Annotated in this window: 18 protein-coding genes and 1 pseudogene; 7 read left to right on the forward strand and 12 right to left on the reverse strand. The window is 31.0% G+C overall.

Features of this window, described 5'->3' with window-relative positions:
• Nucleotides 1-237: 237 nt before the first annotated feature.
• Complete coding sequence (locus ABID96_RS15295) at nt 238-1,674, forward strand: amino acid permease (protein WP_192602773.1); 1,437 nt, start codon at nt 238-240, stop codon at nt 1,672-1,674.
• On the opposite strand, the gene ABID96_RS15300 is transcribed toward ABID96_RS15295, so the two are convergent.
• Entirely contained in the window at nt 1,671-1,865 is a 195-nt protein-coding gene (locus ABID96_RS15300; RefSeq protein ID WP_377896936.1) for a GNAT family N-acetyltransferase, read from the reverse strand. The two genes, ABID96_RS15295 and ABID96_RS15300, sit on opposite strands and share 4 nt — an antisense overlap.
• 102 nt (nt 1,866-1,967) lie before the next feature.
• Complete coding sequence (locus ABID96_RS15305; protein WP_377896937.1) at nt 1,968-2,159, reverse strand: GNAT family protein; 192 nt, start codon at nt 2,157-2,159, stop codon at nt 1,968-1,970.
• Nucleotides 2,160-2,545: 386 nt separating this feature from the next.
• Here ABID96_RS15305 and ABID96_RS15310 point away from each other — a divergent pair, with 386 nt between their 5' ends.
• Complete coding sequence (locus ABID96_RS15310; protein ID WP_192602774.1) at nt 2,546-4,771, forward strand: heparinase II/III domain-containing protein; 2,226 nt, start codon at nt 2,546-2,548, stop codon at nt 4,769-4,771.
• A 41-nt stretch (nt 4,772-4,812) separates the two neighbouring features.
• On the opposite strand, the gene ABID96_RS15315 is transcribed toward ABID96_RS15310, so the two are convergent.
• From ABID96_RS15315 to ABID96_RS15325, 3 genes are read right to left on the reverse strand one after another with little or no spacing between them, the layout of a single operon-like run.
• Nucleotides 4,813-5,931: a Ger(x)C family spore germination protein gene (locus ABID96_RS15315; RefSeq protein ID WP_192602775.1), complete on the reverse strand. Its 1,119-nt coding sequence runs from the start codon at nt 5,929-5,931 to the stop codon at nt 4,813-4,815.
• Nucleotides 5,932-5,948: 17 nt separating this feature from the next.
• Nucleotides 5,949-7,019: a GerAB/ArcD/ProY family transporter gene (locus ABID96_RS15320; protein ID WP_192602776.1), complete on the reverse strand. Its 1,071-nt coding sequence runs from the start codon at nt 7,017-7,019 to the stop codon at nt 5,949-5,951.
• A gap of 23 nt (nt 7,020-7,042) precedes the next feature.
• Nucleotides 7,043-8,488: a spore germination protein gene (locus ABID96_RS15325; protein WP_192602777.1), complete on the reverse strand. Its 1,446-nt coding sequence runs from the start codon at nt 8,486-8,488 to the stop codon at nt 7,043-7,045.
• A 394-nt stretch (nt 8,489-8,882) separates the two neighbouring features.
• Between ABID96_RS15325 and ABID96_RS15330 the strand changes: the two genes are divergently transcribed.
• Nucleotides 8,883-9,422, forward strand: a complete 540-nt coding sequence (locus ABID96_RS15330) for a GNAT family N-acetyltransferase (RefSeq protein ID WP_192602778.1) — start codon at nt 8,883-8,885, stop codon at nt 9,420-9,422.
• A 63-nt stretch (nt 9,423-9,485) separates the two neighbouring features.
• On the opposite strand, the gene ABID96_RS15335 is transcribed toward ABID96_RS15330, so the two are convergent.
• Both ABID96_RS15335 and ABID96_RS15340 read right to left on the reverse strand, forming a co-directional pair.
• Nucleotides 9,486-10,217 (reverse strand): AAA family ATPase, encoded by a 732-nt coding sequence (locus tag ABID96_RS15335; RefSeq protein WP_192602779.1) that lies wholly within the window; start codon nt 10,215-10,217, stop codon nt 9,486-9,488.
• Nucleotides 10,218-10,298: 81 nt separating this feature from the next.
• A complete protein-coding gene (locus tag ABID96_RS15340; protein WP_192602780.1) occupies nt 10,299-10,634 on the reverse strand; it encodes a hypothetical protein in 336 nt (111 codons plus the stop codon).
• Between the two features lie 242 nt (nt 10,635-10,876).
• On the opposite strand from ABID96_RS15340, the gene ABID96_RS15345 reads away from it, so the two are divergent.
• The 3 genes and pseudogenes from ABID96_RS15345 (at nt 10,877) to ABID96_RS15355 (ending at nt 13,220) form a co-directional block, all read left to right on the forward strand.
• A complete protein-coding gene (locus tag ABID96_RS15345; RefSeq protein WP_192602781.1) occupies nt 10,877-11,899 on the forward strand; it encodes a UvrB/UvrC motif-containing protein in 1,023 nt (340 codons plus the stop codon).
• Nucleotides 11,900-12,172: 273 nt separating this feature from the next.
• Nucleotides 12,173-12,437 (forward strand): annotated as a pseudogene (locus ABID96_RS15350) (CD3324 family protein).
• A 144-nt stretch (nt 12,438-12,581) separates the two neighbouring features.
• Nucleotides 12,582-13,220: a FusB/FusC family EF-G-binding protein gene (locus ABID96_RS15355; RefSeq protein WP_192602783.1), complete on the forward strand. Its 639-nt coding sequence runs from the start codon at nt 12,582-12,584 to the stop codon at nt 13,218-13,220.
• A gap of 84 nt (nt 13,221-13,304) precedes the next feature.
• On the opposite strand, the gene ABID96_RS15360 is transcribed toward ABID96_RS15355, so the two are convergent.
• The 4 genes from ABID96_RS15360 to ABID96_RS15375 all read right to left on the reverse strand — a co-directional run bounded on the left by ABID96_RS15360 (nt 13,305) and on the right by ABID96_RS15375 (nt 15,649).
• On the reverse strand, nt 13,305-13,628 hold the full coding sequence (locus tag ABID96_RS15360) for a hypothetical protein (protein WP_192602784.1): 324 nt from the start codon (nt 13,626-13,628) through the stop codon (nt 13,305-13,307).
• A gap of 100 nt (nt 13,629-13,728) precedes the next feature.
• Nucleotides 13,729-14,373 carry a hypothetical protein gene (locus tag ABID96_RS15365; protein WP_192602785.1) on the reverse strand — a complete coding sequence of 215 codons (645 nt, stop codon included), beginning with the start codon at nt 14,371-14,373 and terminating at the stop codon, nt 13,729-13,731.
• Nucleotides 14,374-14,801: 428 nt separating this feature from the next.
• Nucleotides 14,802-15,149, reverse strand: a complete 348-nt coding sequence (locus ABID96_RS15370; RefSeq protein WP_192602786.1) for a hypothetical protein — start codon at nt 15,147-15,149, stop codon at nt 14,802-14,804.
• 242 nt (nt 15,150-15,391) lie between these two features.
• Nucleotides 15,392-15,649: a hypothetical protein gene (locus tag ABID96_RS15375; RefSeq protein ID WP_192602787.1), complete on the reverse strand. Its 258-nt coding sequence runs from the start codon at nt 15,647-15,649 to the stop codon at nt 15,392-15,394.
• A 453-nt stretch (nt 15,650-16,102) separates the two neighbouring features.
• Here ABID96_RS15375 and deoD point away from each other — a divergent pair, with 453 nt between their 5' ends.
• Nucleotides 16,103-16,813, forward strand: coding sequence for a purine-nucleoside phosphorylase (gene deoD / locus ABID96_RS15380; protein ID WP_192602788.1), 711 nt, complete (start codon nt 16,103-16,105; stop codon nt 16,811-16,813).
• Nucleotides 16,814-17,198: 385 nt separating this feature from the next.
• Here deoD and ABID96_RS15385 read toward each other — a convergent pair whose 3' ends face one another.
• Nucleotides 17,199-17,486, reverse strand: coding sequence for a DUF3784 domain-containing protein (locus ABID96_RS15385; RefSeq protein ID WP_377896939.1), 288 nt, complete (start codon nt 17,484-17,486; stop codon nt 17,199-17,201).
• Nucleotides 17,487-17,673 lie beyond the last annotated feature (187 nt).

The following is a 17,673-nucleotide window of genomic DNA, read 5'->3' on the forward strand; positions in this document are numbered from 1 at the left end:
TAAAGACTGGCACGGAAGTTGCATATTCGAATATGAAATATATTTTCCTAGTCTTATAGACATACATAAAGAGAACGACAATGATGACCTATTTAAATCATTAGCTTTTAAGGATTAGCTCTTTAGTTATATTGGGACTATCGATAATAAAACTTTAGTTAATTTTAAAGGATTAACTATGAGTTTAATTATAAGAAAATTCTGTAAATTAAAATCGTATATCGGAGGAGATGATTTATGAGCAAACCAGGTATTGATTCAGAAGCTTTACAATCGTTTAACTACAAACAAGAACTACACCGTTCATTGAAGTTTTTCAGTTCATTTGCAGTGGCATTTTCTTTTATTTCAATTACAACTGGGATCTTTAGTTCCTATAGTCTAGCATTGGGAGCTGCTGGTCCGGCAGGAATTTGGACATGGCCATTTGTAATGGTTGGCCATTTACTTGTTGCATTGATTTTTGCAGATTTATCAAGCAAAATCCCGCTTAGTGGCTATGTATACCAATGGGTAAGTCGTTTGACTAATCGTGGATTTGGCTGGTTTACCGGTTGGGCTGCATTGTGTTATTTAATTATAGTTGTCCCAACTGTTGATTATGGTGTTGCACCAATATTTCTTGATTTAATTGGTATAAAGAGTACAACCTCTGTGTTGACAACTGTTGTAATTATTACGATTATAATTCAAGCATTATTAAATATATTTGGCGTTCGATTAGCAACGATTATTAATAATTCCGCAGTTTATACAGAAGTTATTGGATTTATAGGTATCATATTAATCTTAGGTTTTGTCTTATTTTTTAAAGGAGCAGATTTCTCTTTATTAACATATACAGCACATAAGGTTGGTGCAAATGGAAGTTATTTAACAGCATTTGCTTTAGCGGTCGTAATGGGCTCGTATACATTGGTCGGTTTTGAAGCTGCAGCTAACTTAGCTGAGGAAACTGTTGATGCGAAGAAAACCGTTCCAAAAGCTATTGTTTATTCAATGTTGTTAGCTGGTATTATTGGTTTTATTTTCTTAATCGTTGTTACTTCAGGAATTAAAGATATTAATAATATCATGGCTTCAGCTTCTCCTATTTCAGATATTTTGCAGTCACGGTTAGGTACTGCAATAGCAGATTTATTTCTAGCATTAGTTATTGTTTCAATTTTTGCTTGTGGACTAATTATTATGGCATCCGCATCTCGTCTTATTTACGCTTTATCAAGGGACAATGTTTTCTTTGCTTCAAATGTATTTAAAAGAGTAGATAAAAAACACAATGTGCCTTATAACGCAATTATATTAGTTTCTATATTAGGTATTATTGCTGTTTTCTATTTTGGAAAACTATCACTACTAATCGGTACATCGGCAGCACTACCAGCAATTATTTATTTAATTACTGTTATTGCATATGCTACTAAGATTAAAACATTACCTGATACAGATGGATTCAAATTAGGAAAATGGAGACTTCCAGTTACGATTCTGGCAATAGTTTGGTTAGTATTTGAGGTTGGTATTTTAACTCTTCCAAAAGATTTCCTACCAACAACGAAAGTTATTCTCTACTTATTTATTGCTGGTATCGTTATTTACTGGACCCTTTTCCGATCTAAAATACAGAATGGTAAGATAGGCATCAATATTGAGAAGAATGACTTGAGTCTTTAAATGAAAAAGGCAGTGCCCTGATTGGGCCTGCCTTTTCTAAAGCCTAAGCGTTCAGGCAATGCTCTACTTTTTTTATTTTCTACTGCTACTTTAATCTGAATTCGATTAAGACCCAATTCTTCAAAGCCATATTGTATTAATGTATTAAGCGCTTTTATCATGATTCCTTCAGGAATTGTTCTCCTAACCAATAACCAACTACACCAATTTTGCTCGCTCTATTTATGTCATTAAATCCAATTGTCCCTGCAATTTCTCCTTTGAATAGGATCGCAAATGATTTTGGATATCCCCTATTTTCTATATATGTTTAATCCTGATTTAATATTTTGAGCAGTATCTTCTATACTTTCAACATAATCCAGCCAGCCTAACCATTCTTTTAAATATGATTTTGAACTGATAGTTAGATTGTAAAATTCTTCAGCGTCGTCTTCGTTAAACATTCTTAACGATACTTCTTCATCAATTTTATGTAATAACATATAACCTCTCTCCCAATCTTTCAAAATATTAAATTTAATTTAACATAAAATTTCTATGATCGATTCAAAATTAAGTTCATAATCTAAACTGAACAATAGCAGCTTTTAAAGCACAACAATGATAAAGAGAATAATTGAAACGACAGGTGCGAGACTCCTGTGGGAGTAGCAGAAAGGGTGAGACCCCGCAGTTGAAGCCGAAGAGGCTCAGCTCACGCCCCACGGAAAGGGAGCATCCTGAAGTGGAAATCACGAATACTTTTTTAATAGAAGTGTAACCAAAACCTACTTTTTTCACTCTTTTTCGACTAGATTCATAAATTCATGTCAGTATTCTATATTTGTTGTATAATAAATAGTTAGAATATTCATTAAATGGAGGGTTTATGAAACAGATTCTATGTACTTTTTTAACCGTGGCTATTTTGATATCATCTTCAATACAAACATTTGCAGAAGAAAATAAGGAAATATACATAACAAAGAGAAGTGCTGTTTCGGATAACACATTGGAATATGCAGAAAAAATTTTAAGTGGAGAGTTATTTGTTTCTCCTAATTATCCAGCTTATAAAATAAAGACACCTGTAAATTGGAAAGAAGATCCTTACAAAAGTACAACATGGCGATTGTATTATCAAAGCTTGGATGCATTGAGTTATTTAACAAATGCTTATGAAATGACAAATGATCCAAAATACTTAACTTATGGACTAGAGATGATTCAATCATTTTGGAAAGTAAATCATTCCCCTGAAAAAGCTACAGATTCGTATACATATGAGTCACATGCAATGGCAAATCGTACAAATAATTTAATGTATTTCTATCACTACTATGTGAGTTCTCCTATTGCAACTGAAGATATTCAAAACTATTTGAAAGTCATACTTAGAAAACATGGCGTTGTTTTAAACGATGATCAATATTATAATTTCCGTTCAAATCATGGAATTTATGAAGATCGATCTTTAATTGAATTGGCCTCTTATTTTCCCGAGTTTTCAACAAGCTCAGATTGGAAGGAACATGCCTTATATCGAACAAAGCAACATATCTTAAAAGACTTTACACCAGAAGGTTTACATAAAGAACATAGTCCTCTTTATTTTTTACTAGTGATGAACTTAATTGAAGATATTAATAAAATTGCTGGAGATCCAGAATTGTCACAATTAGTATTAAAGGGGCAAAATGCATTTTCCAAAATTGTTTTATCAGACTTTAGATTACCTGGTTTAGGAGATTCAGATTATGCGTCTGCACAAATCACTAACTCTTATTCAAAGCTTGACCCTGAATTTGAATACGTGATTACAAAAGGCGAAAAAGGAAAGCAACCACCTCTTGTTTCTAATGTATCTGATTCACTGGCTGTGATTCGTGATGGTTGGGGAAATGATACTTCATCCATCGTCTTTTCAGCAAGTAATTTTAGCGTCGTTCATAAGCATGCAGATGATTTATCGTTTCTATTTTCTCAAAATGGACAAGATATTTTCATTGATAGTGGAAAGTATAATTACAACACAAGAGAAGCAGTTCAAAAATATTTGCGTACTACCTTTGCTCATAATGTTGTCACGATTGATGGCAAATCATATCCAATTTCATTAGACAATGTGGGAAAATCAAAAATTTCTAATGTTGTAGAAAATAAAGACAGTGTCATCATGACTGGTGAACATACGATTTATTCCGGTGTTACTGTTTATCGGACTATCATTTACTTAAAAGACAAGAAAATAACATGTATCCAAGACGAAGTGCTTTCTGACACGCAACATACTGCAAATCAAATTTTTAATATAGGACAAACAATCTCTACAAAAACAATAGATTCAAATACAATTAGATTAAATAACTCCATCACGATGAAACAGCATAATCCGTCTTACCTAAAAGAATATTTTGGACAAATGAATCCGATTCGTGGTTTTGCATCAACGACTTTTAATGAAATTTTCCCAATTAAACAATTGGATTTTGAATCTAGTGGTAAAAACATTCAATATTTTACTAGTATTAGTACTACGCCAACAACAGTCTCACAGTTTTCACTAGCAGCAGATCAATATCGAATGTCATTATCAGATGGGTCAAACTATATTGTGACAAAACCGATTACAACTCCTTTTGTAAATGCGGTATCTGATAAAAGCTTAAAGATTAGTGGTTTTACACAAGGAAATGCAATGGTAAGTATTCATTCAGGAAACGATACGATTGCCAAAGGTATTGCAAATCAATTTGGGAACTTTAACATTAAGATTAACAAGCAATTAGCGGGTAAAAAGCTAACTGTAATTGTGAAAAGCAAAAATGCATTTTATGAGGAAGCATCGACCGAAACGATTGTATTAGATAAAACAGCTCCAACTACTCCGAGAATACATCCGATAGCACAAACGATTAATTTACTTTCTGGAACATCAGAAAAATTTGTTACTATTTTTATCGAGATAGATCATGAAGTATTTACGACCAAAACCAACTCAAAAGGAAACTTTCAATTGAAGATACCAAGTCCCAAAAAAGGAATGTCTATTAAAGTTTATGCCAAAGATTCGAGTGGAAACATGAGTGATACGAGAACTGTTAAACTAAGGTGAAATATGATAAAAGGTACTGTTCTATCCGAACAGTACCCTTTTTACATTGATATACCTTTATCAAAAATAATGATTTCAACATTCACTTTAATTTTTGCTTTTTCATAAAATGAAATCCATTTATCATCATTTTTCTTCCAAACTGAATGATTAAACGCTGACGCATAAATCCCTAAACCTAGAGGATCAACTTTTGCTTGTTGGAATGATCTTACTAAATCATTTAATTCCTTCTCTAATTCCTTTTCTATTTCATCTCGTAAAGATTTTTCCGTTTGATCATTTAACTTAATTGGCGATTCATTTATGACAATTGGCATTTTTAGATTGATATTATATTTATATTGACCATTTTTATATTTTTTATGAATCCTTCTTCTAATATCTTTCGCATAGAAACTAACTGCATTTTCTTTGAAAATATCAACATCTTTTTTAAATTTATCTAGAGCTAGTGTATATGATAACTGCCCTTCCACTTTATCATTTAAGATTTTAAACAACTGCGTTTCTTTCATAGATAAAGTCTTACTATACAAATTCTGATCGTTTAATAAAGTCGTACCGGTCATCTTTAATTTATTTTCTACTATACTGAGTTCTGGTGCAAACGGTGTGATTCCTTTTTCATAATACATTTGATAATATTTCCGTAATGAAGTTCTTACCGCAACTTCTCTAAAGTTTGCAGTTTCCAATAATTGTGGTAAAAAAATTGATAATCTTGGTTTATCTTTTAAATCAAGATCAAAAACATCTGAAACTGAACCATTAACAAAAACAATATCTGCGTTTAGTCTCAACTTCGGATCCCGATATAAAAAATCTAAAGTTGAATACCAGTTCTTATGTTCAATCATCTTTGAACCTATTAATATGGCTTGAACTTTACCACCCGAAGTAATTCCAGTTGCCATTGTATCAAAGTAATTTCTCGCTTCCTTCATAGACAAAGTTTTCACTTCAAAATGTTCATTTTTTTCTTTTGCTTCTTCACTAAAGACAGGGCTTGACATAAACATTTCAACTTTACCTTCTTCATTTACATCTATACCTAATAACAGTGACATTGTTATATCTTCTATATTCACTTTATCTCTACAACCTGTTAGACCAATAAACATGAAAACTGTAAGGAAACATACTTGAATAAGCTTCAACCTCTATTCACCCTATATCATTTTTTGATTAAACCACCTATCCATAAAATGATAGGTATCCCAATAATAATGCAAATTCCAATGTTCGTAATATAATTGATCCAAATATTTGTCGTTGTAAAAGTAGGAATTACTAGATAAGTAATCAATACGAATACAATAAAAAGGAGGAAAAGTATGATGATAAACCTTTTTATATTAAATAATTCAGTTATTCCACACATTCCCGCCCACAAATATGTTACCCATGTCTTTGAAATAACCAATAAAAATAGTGACAATAACACGAAATCTAGTCTTTCGATGTATTGAAATTCAAGAACACTTAAAATATCGATAACCGGCTCATAAATTCTTGATATTTCATATGGACTATAAATTACGAAACAAATCAATGTCACAAATAAATATGTAAATGTACTCATTGTGTTCCCAATAATGACTCCTTTTATTGCCTTATCTTTTTCTTTTAAATAAGGGTAAACTATCATGATGATTTCAATTCCTAAAAACGACATGGTTGTAGTTGGGATTGTTTTAAAGATAGGCATCCACCCATCTTTGATGATTGGTAAAATAAAATATATATTCATATCTTTTAACGTAAAAAGAAGCATTAGTAATACAAATACGATAATAGGAAAAATTGTCTCTATATATTTAACAATTAAATGCACACCACCAGACACTAATTGAAATGTTGGAACTAAGAATATTAATAAAACTATCGTTACACTTGTATGTTGAAGTATATAAGATTGAATATAAAGAATTGTTCTTACTAATACCGTATACCCCATACACAAAAAATAAATGGAAAGGAAAAATACAATGACTTTCCCAAGTATTTTTCCTAGATAAAATGTAAAAAAGTCAACGAAACTTTGTGTTGGTGCCTTTTCTCTAATCTTTATAAAAGAAATACTGATGATTGTACTAATTAAACCACCAAATATGATCGCGATCCAACTACTTGTTCCAGATTTATCAGCTAATTCACGAGGAAGGGCTAACATGCCTATGCCGATTTGAACACCAAATATTATTAATATGAATTGTAATATTGATATATTTTTCTTACCATTCATGACATTTCCCTTCCAACATTTGATTACTTTTTCCGTTTGTTTTGTTTATTCCATAGTAGTCTTAGCGGTATTCTAAATAAAGTATCATTTAATTGTGAGATCTTTAGTGGTGAAAATGGGACGGTGTATGATGTATTAAAATTAGTTAATGTCAAGCCGTGTACAATGAGGACCATCGTACTAACAACAAGACCAATTAACCCAAATAAAGAAGCCATTACCATGATTGGAAACCTAACAATCCTTAAACTAGACGCCATTTCAAAGTTTGGAATAATAAAAGACGATATTGCTGTTAGCGCAACAACAATAACCATGATATTACTAACAATCGCTGCTTGAACTGCAGCTTGACCAATTACGATTCCTCCTACTACTCCTACAGTGGTACTAATTGGAGCCGGTAGTCGAATTCCAGCTTCTCTTAACATTTCCAGTGTAATTTCCATAATGATTGCTTCAACCAAAGGATCAAATGGAACTCTTGTCCGAGATTCCCCTATTGAAATTAGTAATTTCAATGGAACAATTTCATAGTTAAAAGAGATGATGGCAATATATAAACCTGGTAAAAATAGCGTGATAAAAAAAGCGACGACCCTAAGGATCCGATTAAAGGAACCGACAAGTGTTCTTGATGAATAGTCATCAATACTTTGAAAGAAAGATAAAAAATTAGAAGGAAGTACAACGACTTCCGCTGACCGATCTAAAATCAAAATGACTCTCCCTTTGAGTAAAGCAGAAGCAGCCTCGTCGGGACGTTCAGTTGTTAATAATTGTGGAAACGGTGAGATTGGATTTCTTTCTAGCAATTGAGCCAATTGATTCACATTTAAAATTGAATCCTCTTTTATTTCCGAAATTTTTTTCTGTATTGAAGATAATAACTCCTCATCTACTACTCCATCTATATATGCAATTGAAACAGTACGCTTATTTTCAGTACCTATTTCAGTTTGATGTGTACGAAAACTACTAGTAGTAATATATCTTCTAAGTAATGCAATATTTGTTTGGTATGTTTCAACAAATGATATTTTTGTGCCCTTCAGTGAATTATCGATTGTTGGTGGAGAAAAAGGTCTTTGCATTAAGTTTTCTGTTGAATAAATAAAAGCTGCAGGTTCATTTTCTAAAAATAAAATACTTTTACCTTCTAAAATCGATTTCTCAATGTCTACAATTTTACTTGATCTAACTGCATTATTACTCATAAACAGTTCAAGTTCATCTGAACTAGCCGACACATTATTTACAAATGAATCAACCTTTTGTTCATCTACTAAACCCGTCAAATAAAATAGAAAAGCTTGTTTTTTATTGATAACTAAATTCTTTTTTCTGATATCAGAGGTTGAAAATATTTTACGGATTAATTCCTCATTTTCTTCGATATTCCCATCGATATTAATTGTCGATGAGCGTATTTTATATTTTTTTTTGAAACTTCCATTTTGTAAATCCATTTAGTTACTCACTCCTAGCAACTAAGTTTGTTCATTTTGAGGGTTAAATATGCATGGTATTTTCTTCATAATCCGTAAATTGAATGCGTTAGTTGATACAACTCTAGGATGCTCCCTTTACATAGGGCTTGAACTGAGCCAGTTTGCAAGCCTCCGGGGGTTTAGCCCTCCCGTATTTCCCATAGGAGTCTCGCAACTTCCGTTGTAATCAACTTATGTCTGCATAGTTATAAACTCAAAAAGAATCAATCTTGTAGAAAATGGCTTCAAACATCCATTGAAGCATCTATAAAGTTGCGATTCTTTTTCTCTATGTAATAAAATAATTCGTAACAAGAGCTTTTGGATAATAGAGACTGATCGTCAGAACAATTAGCCTATGGGAGTGGGAAGTATGAATTTAATTTATGAAGTGATATCAGAAGAAAAAATAGAATATTGTAGAGATTTATGTAATGAACTAATGGCATTCCAGAAATCAAAAGCAAATATTACACCAGAATTATTTGATAGCATGAATTTCGATACGAGATTAGTTCCATCAGTTAAAAATGCCCTACATAACTATATTGTGATCGTAAAAGATGCTGATAAAATAGTAGGTTATGTTTATGCAAATATCTCACCAAAAGAATTTTATTCAAATAGCTTTGCTACTTTTTTTGACCTATCATCTGTTGAGAAACAAAATGTTGGTTGCTTATCTCAGTTTTATATAAAAGAAGAATACAGAAAATATGGAGTAGGCTCTGTCCTATTTAAAATGTCAATGAATTGGTTAAAACAGTTTAATGATGTAGATGATTATTTCATTTATGTTTCTAATGGCAATGAAGATGCCCTAGAATTTTATAAACGAAAAGGTTTCACAGTCAGTCATGACATATTAGATGGCTTCATTACAGTTTTACGTAGTAATCAAGCATTCAAATGATTTGTAAAAAAAGCAGAGTATGCTATTACATACGCTGCTTTTTACTGTCTTTATATTCATTTACTACTCTTCATCTTCTCTTAACAAGTCTGCTAAAAATTTTTCTCGATGCTGTAAGAAGTATTTTGTGATTTGATAATGCTCTGTGTCTTCATATGCTATTTTGGCTATTTCGCCGTTATCAAAGCTTAATATATTCGCATTAGGACAACCAAGTAAGATTGGTGAATGCGTAGCGATAATAAATTGGGAATTGCCTTCTACAGCTAAATCATGGAGAATTTTTAAAAATGTTAATTGTCTTGCAGGAGAAAGTGCAGCCTCAGGCTCATCTAGTAAGTAGATCGCATCTCCATTAAAACGATTTAAAAATAAAGACAAAAATGATTCACCGTGAGATTGTTCATGTAATGATTTTCCGCCGTAGCTATTATATGCTCTTGGATCATCCATTTCATCAAGATACGTTGCAAAATGATAAAAAGACTCCGCTCTTAAAAAGAAGCCATTTGTTATTTTTGGCAACCAAGATAGTCTTATAAAGTTACTGAGTAAAGATCCTGACGCAAATACTTCATAGCTATTATTACGTCCCCCACCAGCTGTATGAAATCCACATTTGTCAGCAATTGCTTCTAATAAAGTTGATTTACCAGAACCATTTTCTCCAACAAAAAATGTAATATTACTCTCTAAATTCAGCTCATCTAGCTTTCGAATTGAAGGTATTGAGAAAGGATAGGTAGAAAAAGATGGTACATTTTCATTTAATAGTGTTATTTTCTTTAAAAACATGTTCATCACCTAAATAAATTATACAATATTTAAAATTATTTTCGAGACATAAAAAAACAACAGAAAAGCTCTGTTGTCCCTTTAAAAAAGCGTTACAATTGCATCTCTATATAATATGATTGCTCTTACAATATGGAAAACGCTCACTAGGATAAGTGTCACTTCAAATGCTGAAACATGCAGTAATAAGAATTTTTTGCGAAGGATATGCTGTCTGAAAAGCGCTGGAAAGCCCTCATCTTTTTTAAGGCATATGAAATAAAAAAGTAAAATGACAAGATATAAAAAGAAAGCCAGGTCTAGATAAGACCAGTCAAGTACATTAGCGAATTTAAAACATCCCCAAATAATGACAGCATTCAAGATGCAAGCAACAATCCATGTGAAGAAGGAAGATGTCGTATATATCGTTTTCATTTGATCACTTCTCCTTCTATTATACAGTTATCCTCTGTAGTCAATTCTTACGCGACTCCTACTTCGTTTATGCTTTTTCTCTTCCTTGTCAGGTGAAAATTTTTATACAATTAGAAAATGCGAATACACCAAGCTCTTCATTCTCGTGATAAAATGGAAAATATATATTTAGAAAAGGAATGAATCATATTACTCTACAAGAAAAAGTAAAAAATCTACCTCTTACTCCTGGTGTTTATTTAATGAAAGATTCACAAGGTCATATTTTATATGTAGGAAAAGCGAAAAGTTTGAAAAAGCGAGTACAAACATATTTTCAAAATACAAAGACTCATTCCCCAAAAATTAAAAAACTTGTAGCGCATTTAAAGGATTTTGATACGATTCAAACAGATACAGAATTCGATGCTTTTATGCTGGAATGTCACCTAATAAAAGAAATAAAGCCACATTATAATCGAATGATGAAAAGTCCACAGTCCTTTGCTAACTTAGTCATAGATTCTCAAAAAAAAGTCCGAAAAATTGAAGTTAGCAATCAACCAACAGACTATAACAATGCTTTCATTTTCGGCCCTTTTACAAGTAAAAGTTTAGTTGAACGAGCGATTAATGGCATAAAAGATTGTTTTAAAATTAATTGTGCATTTTCAACTATTAAAAATAGTGCTTGTCTTAATTATTCATTAGGTACATGCAATGGTGTTTGTTTAGGTGGTAAGGCAGTTGAAGAATATAACGCAATCATTGATCGATTGATTGCATTTTTGGATCGAACAGATATGAGCTTAATAGAGGAGATGCAACAGATGATGCATCAAGCTTCTGAAGAATTTAATTTTGAAGCTGCTTCAAAATATCGAGATTGGATTGACACTGTTTCCCTTCTTTTAAAGAAAGAAAAAGTGATTGAATTTACCGAAAAAAATCATAATATCATTATGATTGAGCGCTTAGATGATACTTCAATTAAGATGTTTCTAGTGAAACGTACGCAAGTTCTCTTTAGTGAAATTTATCATATGAAAAACAAATCGAATGACCAGTTAATAGAAGAAATTAAATTAAACGCACAAGCATACTTTCTTAATCATGAATTAAAAAAATCATTTGATGTAAGTCGTGATGAAATTGATGAGGCGCAAATTATCTATAGCTATCTTAATAGTCCTAACTGTCATTCTATCATCATAAAGGATCAGTGGCTTAAACCTAATTCTTCAACTCTTGATAAAGAGCTTTTGAAGTTTATCTTAACACTCTAAAATTTTTTCATTTTTACATGTACGGCGACAATTACCTAAATCATCATTTATAATGAGAAGGAATGTATTTAACATTTTTACTTTAGGGAGGTGATAGAAAATGACAAGTAAAGTGCGTTTGTCAGATTCTGCAACGTCTCATGCAAAGCCTAATATTGGAAAGGCGATACTTTGCATGGGGTGAGTACTACATTTAATCGCCCAAGTAAGCTTTTTTAAATATTGGCTTTGCACCTTATTTTAAACGAAAAATAAATAAGGGGCGTTACAGTCATGACATATATAAAAGCAACGGCTATTTTACCTGAAAAATTGATTTCGGAAATTCAAAAGTATGTTCAGGGAGAAACAATTTATATTCCAAAACCTGAAACGACTCATAAATAAATGGGGTTCTCGTTCAGGAACCAGAAAATTCATTGACGAAAGAAATATCAAGATCAAAAAAGCTTATAAAGCTGGGACCTCGATTGATCAATTAGCTGATGAATATTTCCTTTCTATTGAAACGATTAAAAAAATTATTTATACGAAATAAACTATAAAAGCACTGATGCGTATCAGTGCTTTTTTTATGGCGAGTTTGACTGCTACTCATTTTCTACATATTAATTTAGATGTATCTTGTGTAAAGTAAAATTAATGATTGTATATGGGTATACCTTGATTAGGAGTGAAGAAAATGGAACCCTTTATAAGAAGTGATCAATATAACTTTATCAGAACACAAATACAAGTGCTTGTGAATGCACATTCGACTGTTAATGATCGGATTGTGTTGCGTGCATTAAAATCTCTTACACATGAAAAAGTTTATAATATGTTTCCTGACATAAACGAAGAACAAATTCAGCTACTTTCTCCAATTATCACAATTGAAGATAAGTCAGAAGCTGAAAAAGTATTAGCGCAAATCAAGCCATATGTATTTCCTTTTAAGAAGATTTCCGAACAAGCAATAAAAAAATTATTCCCAAAAGCTAAAAAACTAAAAACGCCTATTTTAGAAAATTTAGATCTAACAGAAATTACTTATTTGGGTTGGGATGATATTGGCTCAAATAAAAAATATATTGTTACCTACTACAATCAAAAGTTAATAGGCTTACAAGGTACATTTAATCTAGTAAACAAAAAAGGAATTTGTACATTTTGCCATAAATTTGAAGAAATCGGAATGTTCATGACAAAAACAAAAGGTGCAGATCAAGGTACTTTTATAAAGAGAGGAAATTACATTTGCAAAGATAGCAAGAAATGTAATGAAAATATTACATCATTAAATAAATTACATGAATTTATACAATTAGTGAATGGTTAATGGCGTATTGAATGTTAAAAGGCAAGCTTTTAAAAGATTAAAGTAGTTGGGGAAAAACGAAGCTTGCCTGGAGATTGGAGTGTGTTAAATAAACTGTTCATCCTCTACTATAAGAACATGTGTTGATCTCGTTTGAATAATCATCTTTTTTAAAAGAGTAAATTTTAATAGATAACAATCAACCAATTTCACTAAATAACTTACAAGTGTAATAAATATACCGAAAATAATAAAAAATAAACCCATTTTATATTTCTTAACTTTAAAGTTTAGTATGATTATAGGAATAGTGGCAAACAAATAAAAGAAGTGAGTTGTATTAGCATTGGAATATATTCCAATACTTGTAAATGTATAACTAAAAATAAAAAATAAAAATATTAATATTTTTTTTTCACTTTTATCCATGTTTATTCCCTCTTAAAATAATTTAATATGGTTTTGAACCAAACCACCAACTTCCTATACTTGTGTAAACTGTATCATATTTTTTAGTTTGCATGTTAAACTATGCTCCAATATCTTGATACCTATAAGCATATTGATTCGAACCATATCCAGTTGGAACTAAACCAGTTGTTTGGTAAAGACTATAATAACTTGAGACAGTCATCATGAGACCTCCAGCTAATAATGTCCCACCTCCGACTATACCAACCCAATTTGAAATTGAAGTGGCTATAGCTGTAGTAGCAAGTGCAACACCAGCAACTGCTCCTCCTGCAATCACTGCGCCAATAACTGTTGCAATTGCACCAACAGTGGTGAACGTTTTACTGACTTTATTCTCATAGGTTGTAACGTATTTTGGAGTCCATGGGTTAACTGCAAGTTGAGTTTTTACCTTTTTAGCAAATTCCGGATCTTGATAAGATTTTCTTTGAATCTCAATCTGTTCCCCATCTAAGGTTAAGAAAGAATCACCCTCAATTAAAGTTGCAGAATGAGATTCTTTGCCATCTGTAACGGTGTTAATTACGATTGAAGAGTCGGTTTGTTTTATACTAAAATCAATTTTATGCTCTTCATTGAAAATTGTGAAACTTGAAAAATCATTTGTAGCTTCAACATCTGATACAATAAAATTTTGTACCTGTGAAGAAGTGTCCTTATTAATTTCTGCAAAAGAAGTGCTTGTTGGAGTTAAAGTCATCGCTGCAACTACTGGAATAATTAATGTTGATTTTTTCAGAATAAATTACCTCCATTTTTTATTTCGCTAGCTCACTAATAATATATAATAGTAGAATAATTATTTGTTTAAACTTTTCGGAATATGCTAAATTTGTCACAACATTTTGTATAAAATTTGAATTATTTGGGCAAGTTTTGTATAACAATCATAGCTATCAATGGAAATTAAAAAGATGAGTTCTGTAGATTACAGAAATCATCTTCTTTGTTTGGCATAAATTTTTTTAATGCAAATACTTTTTCATGTAATCATCTTTATATCGCTCATTATTATCTCAAACTATATTCTATTATTATACTTTTTCTTTTTTCATTTACATGAATAGAAAAGGCGCAAATGACGCAATTTTATTTCATAACATTAATAACTAATAATAAGAATTTTACTTACATCGAAGTAATTCCAAGCATAAGTAGCATAAGACCAGCCAAAGCGAAACTAATCATAACGGTTATAGTAGATAAATAAATATTTTTCTTAAAGTTCATTACTCCAAAAATACAGCCACACATTACGGTTCCCCACCATAAAACATCAGCTAATGCTTCGGTAATTTTTTCTAATTGAGTTGTAAAAAACATTACAAAAAGCAGAACTTGAAAAAAGAGTGATAAAAGCAATGTCCAATGTGGTTTATTGAACTTACCCTTGTTCCTTTGATGATTAGCAATGAAAAGAACAATAAGGATTCCGAAAACTATTAAACAGAATATCAATAATATCAAACTAATCACAACTCTAGCTCCCCATTTTCATTATCTTTATAAAACCATTACGATTCTTCTGTTCGTACTATAATTCCTCTTAAATGTTACCATAATTATCTAATTTTCTGTTATTCTATATAACCTCTAAATAGTAAAATAGGAGCCGTTATTGGCTCCCAACTTTATTTAACTTTAACGTTTAATACTCAATAATTTATATCTATAGAATTAAATATCTCCACAAATGGTAATATGCTATACAACTTTATTTATAAAATATTATGTGCCTTTAACTCAATTAATATAATAAGTGCTAATAACCCAAAAGCTAATATAAATCTCCAGATTTTTTGAAATAAATAAGGAGTCATTGCTAATATGTTCATATAAAATGCACCTGAGTTGTCAGGCGAACCGAAGCTACCACTCTCCTCAGATGTTTTTCTATTATATTTGAAAGCTATTATAAAAAGTATACTATCAGTTATTCCCAAAAAAATAAGGAGTCCTAGTTCGTTAGCTGACATTTGTTTTTTCTTCCTCCACCATGTTTATATAGATTCGTCACTTTATTTCACCTAAATTTTTTATTTTCAACTTCTTAATTTAAGCTCTCATTTTCACAACCTACAAAAAGTAGATGCCAAAAATATTAACACTAATAATGCAAAATAACGTTTCAAGCTGTTTCCTCCTAGTTGATTCACTATTTCATAGTGTAACTGAAACAAACCATTCAAGCTAGACCCATATATTTTTAAATAAAAAAAACACTATTGACTTTACGTTAGAAATAAAAAAAGTGCCGCGTAAGCAACTCGTAATGTTCAATGAACATATTATTTGGAAAAATAAAAAAGAAAATTTTATTTGTTTATTCGATTAATTTTTATTGAACTAAGTTCGACTGGGATATAAATCTTATTTTTAAGTACAATAAATGAAGTAGATTAAAAAAATAGAAATGGAGAGGTAATTATATGACAACACCACATAATACCGCTAAAGTTGGAGAAATTGCTAAAACAGTTTTAATGCCAGGAGATCCGCTACGTGCGAAATATATTGCGGATACATTTCTAGAAAATCCAATTCAGTTTAATGGTATACGTAATATGCTTGGCTATACAGGAACTTATAAAGGAAAACAAATATCTGTAATGGGATCTGGTATGGGAATGCCAAGTATAGGAATCTATTCCTACGAATTATATAAATTCTATGATGTAGAAAATATTATCCGTGTTGGTAGTTCAGGTGCTTATACAGATGAATTGAACATACATGATATTGTGCTTGTAGATAGTTCTTGGAGCCAATCTACATATGCAAACGTTCAAGCAGGTGTAGAAGGTGATATTCAGTACCCTTCTGAGTTATTAACGAATAAAATTGAAGATACTGCAAAGCAAATAAATATTCCTATTGTTAGAGGAAGAATACATTCGAGTGATGTGTTTTATTATGAAAGTTCTGTACCAAATTATATTGATTTTTATAATAACCATAAGTGTATTTGTACAGAAATGGAAAGCTATGCATTATTTCATAATGCGAAAACATTAGGAAAGCAAGCGGCTTCATTACTTACTATTTCAGATTCTTTAGTTACCCATGAGGAAATTAGTGCGGAAGCTAGACAAACATCCTTCAATAAAATGCTTCAAATTGCATTAGAGGCTTGTCTATAAAGTGTAGAAATATAAAATGCCAATAGATGCAAAAGCATTTATTGGCATTACTATTTTTGAAAACAAGATATTTTGAATACTCCTAATTACCCTTCAAAATAATATTTAAAAGTATCGCCTAACTCACCACAGTTGTCTTGGAAATGTGTTTGTTGTCTAGGACTGATGTGTTCTTTTTAGACTTGAATAAGTATTTTATTTTAAACGCTCGTGTAATTTTTTTATTTCTTCAGTCTGAATAATGATGTTATTATTCAATTTTCTAACTGCATCAAAAACTAAGTAGATACCAATAAAAATTAAAAATCCAAACAGAGAACTCATCATATAAATTTGTTCCTTCTTCCTATTAGGTTGTTTAACTTACACCGAAAATTTGTTTGACTTAATCAAGTAATTTTCTATTAATAATAAAGTACACAATTGTTATTAAAATCAATATTACGCTCATTAGAACCGTTACTTCATAAGGATAGTCGATAAAACTATTGAAAATTATTAACAAGCTTAAAGGAAGAAAAAAACCTCCACCTACTACTTTACCTAACAGGGACTTATTTTTAATCATTTTCTCATTAAAACCAGCTAACAACCATGTTTGTTTTTTAACAGCGACAAGGTAAGTTATAAGTAAAAGTACTATACCAATTATCAATAATCCATAATCTATCAAACTATTACACCTCCCTATTCTATCTCTTTTTCCATCATATGATTCTTACCCTTAAATGATCTTCCCTTTTGTGGGAAAATCTATGTTAAGATAAACTGCCAGATAGTACAAAAAAGTTACTAGACAGACTTTCGTATTCTTCAACAAATACAAGCTATAGTTGTATTAAACCTAAACAACACTTTCC

Origin of the sequence: Gottfriedia sp. OAE603, assembly GCF_040543965.1 — a bacterium.
Classification (GTDB): domain Bacteria; phylum Bacillota; class Bacilli; order Bacillales; family Bacillaceae_G; genus Gottfriedia; species Gottfriedia solisilvae.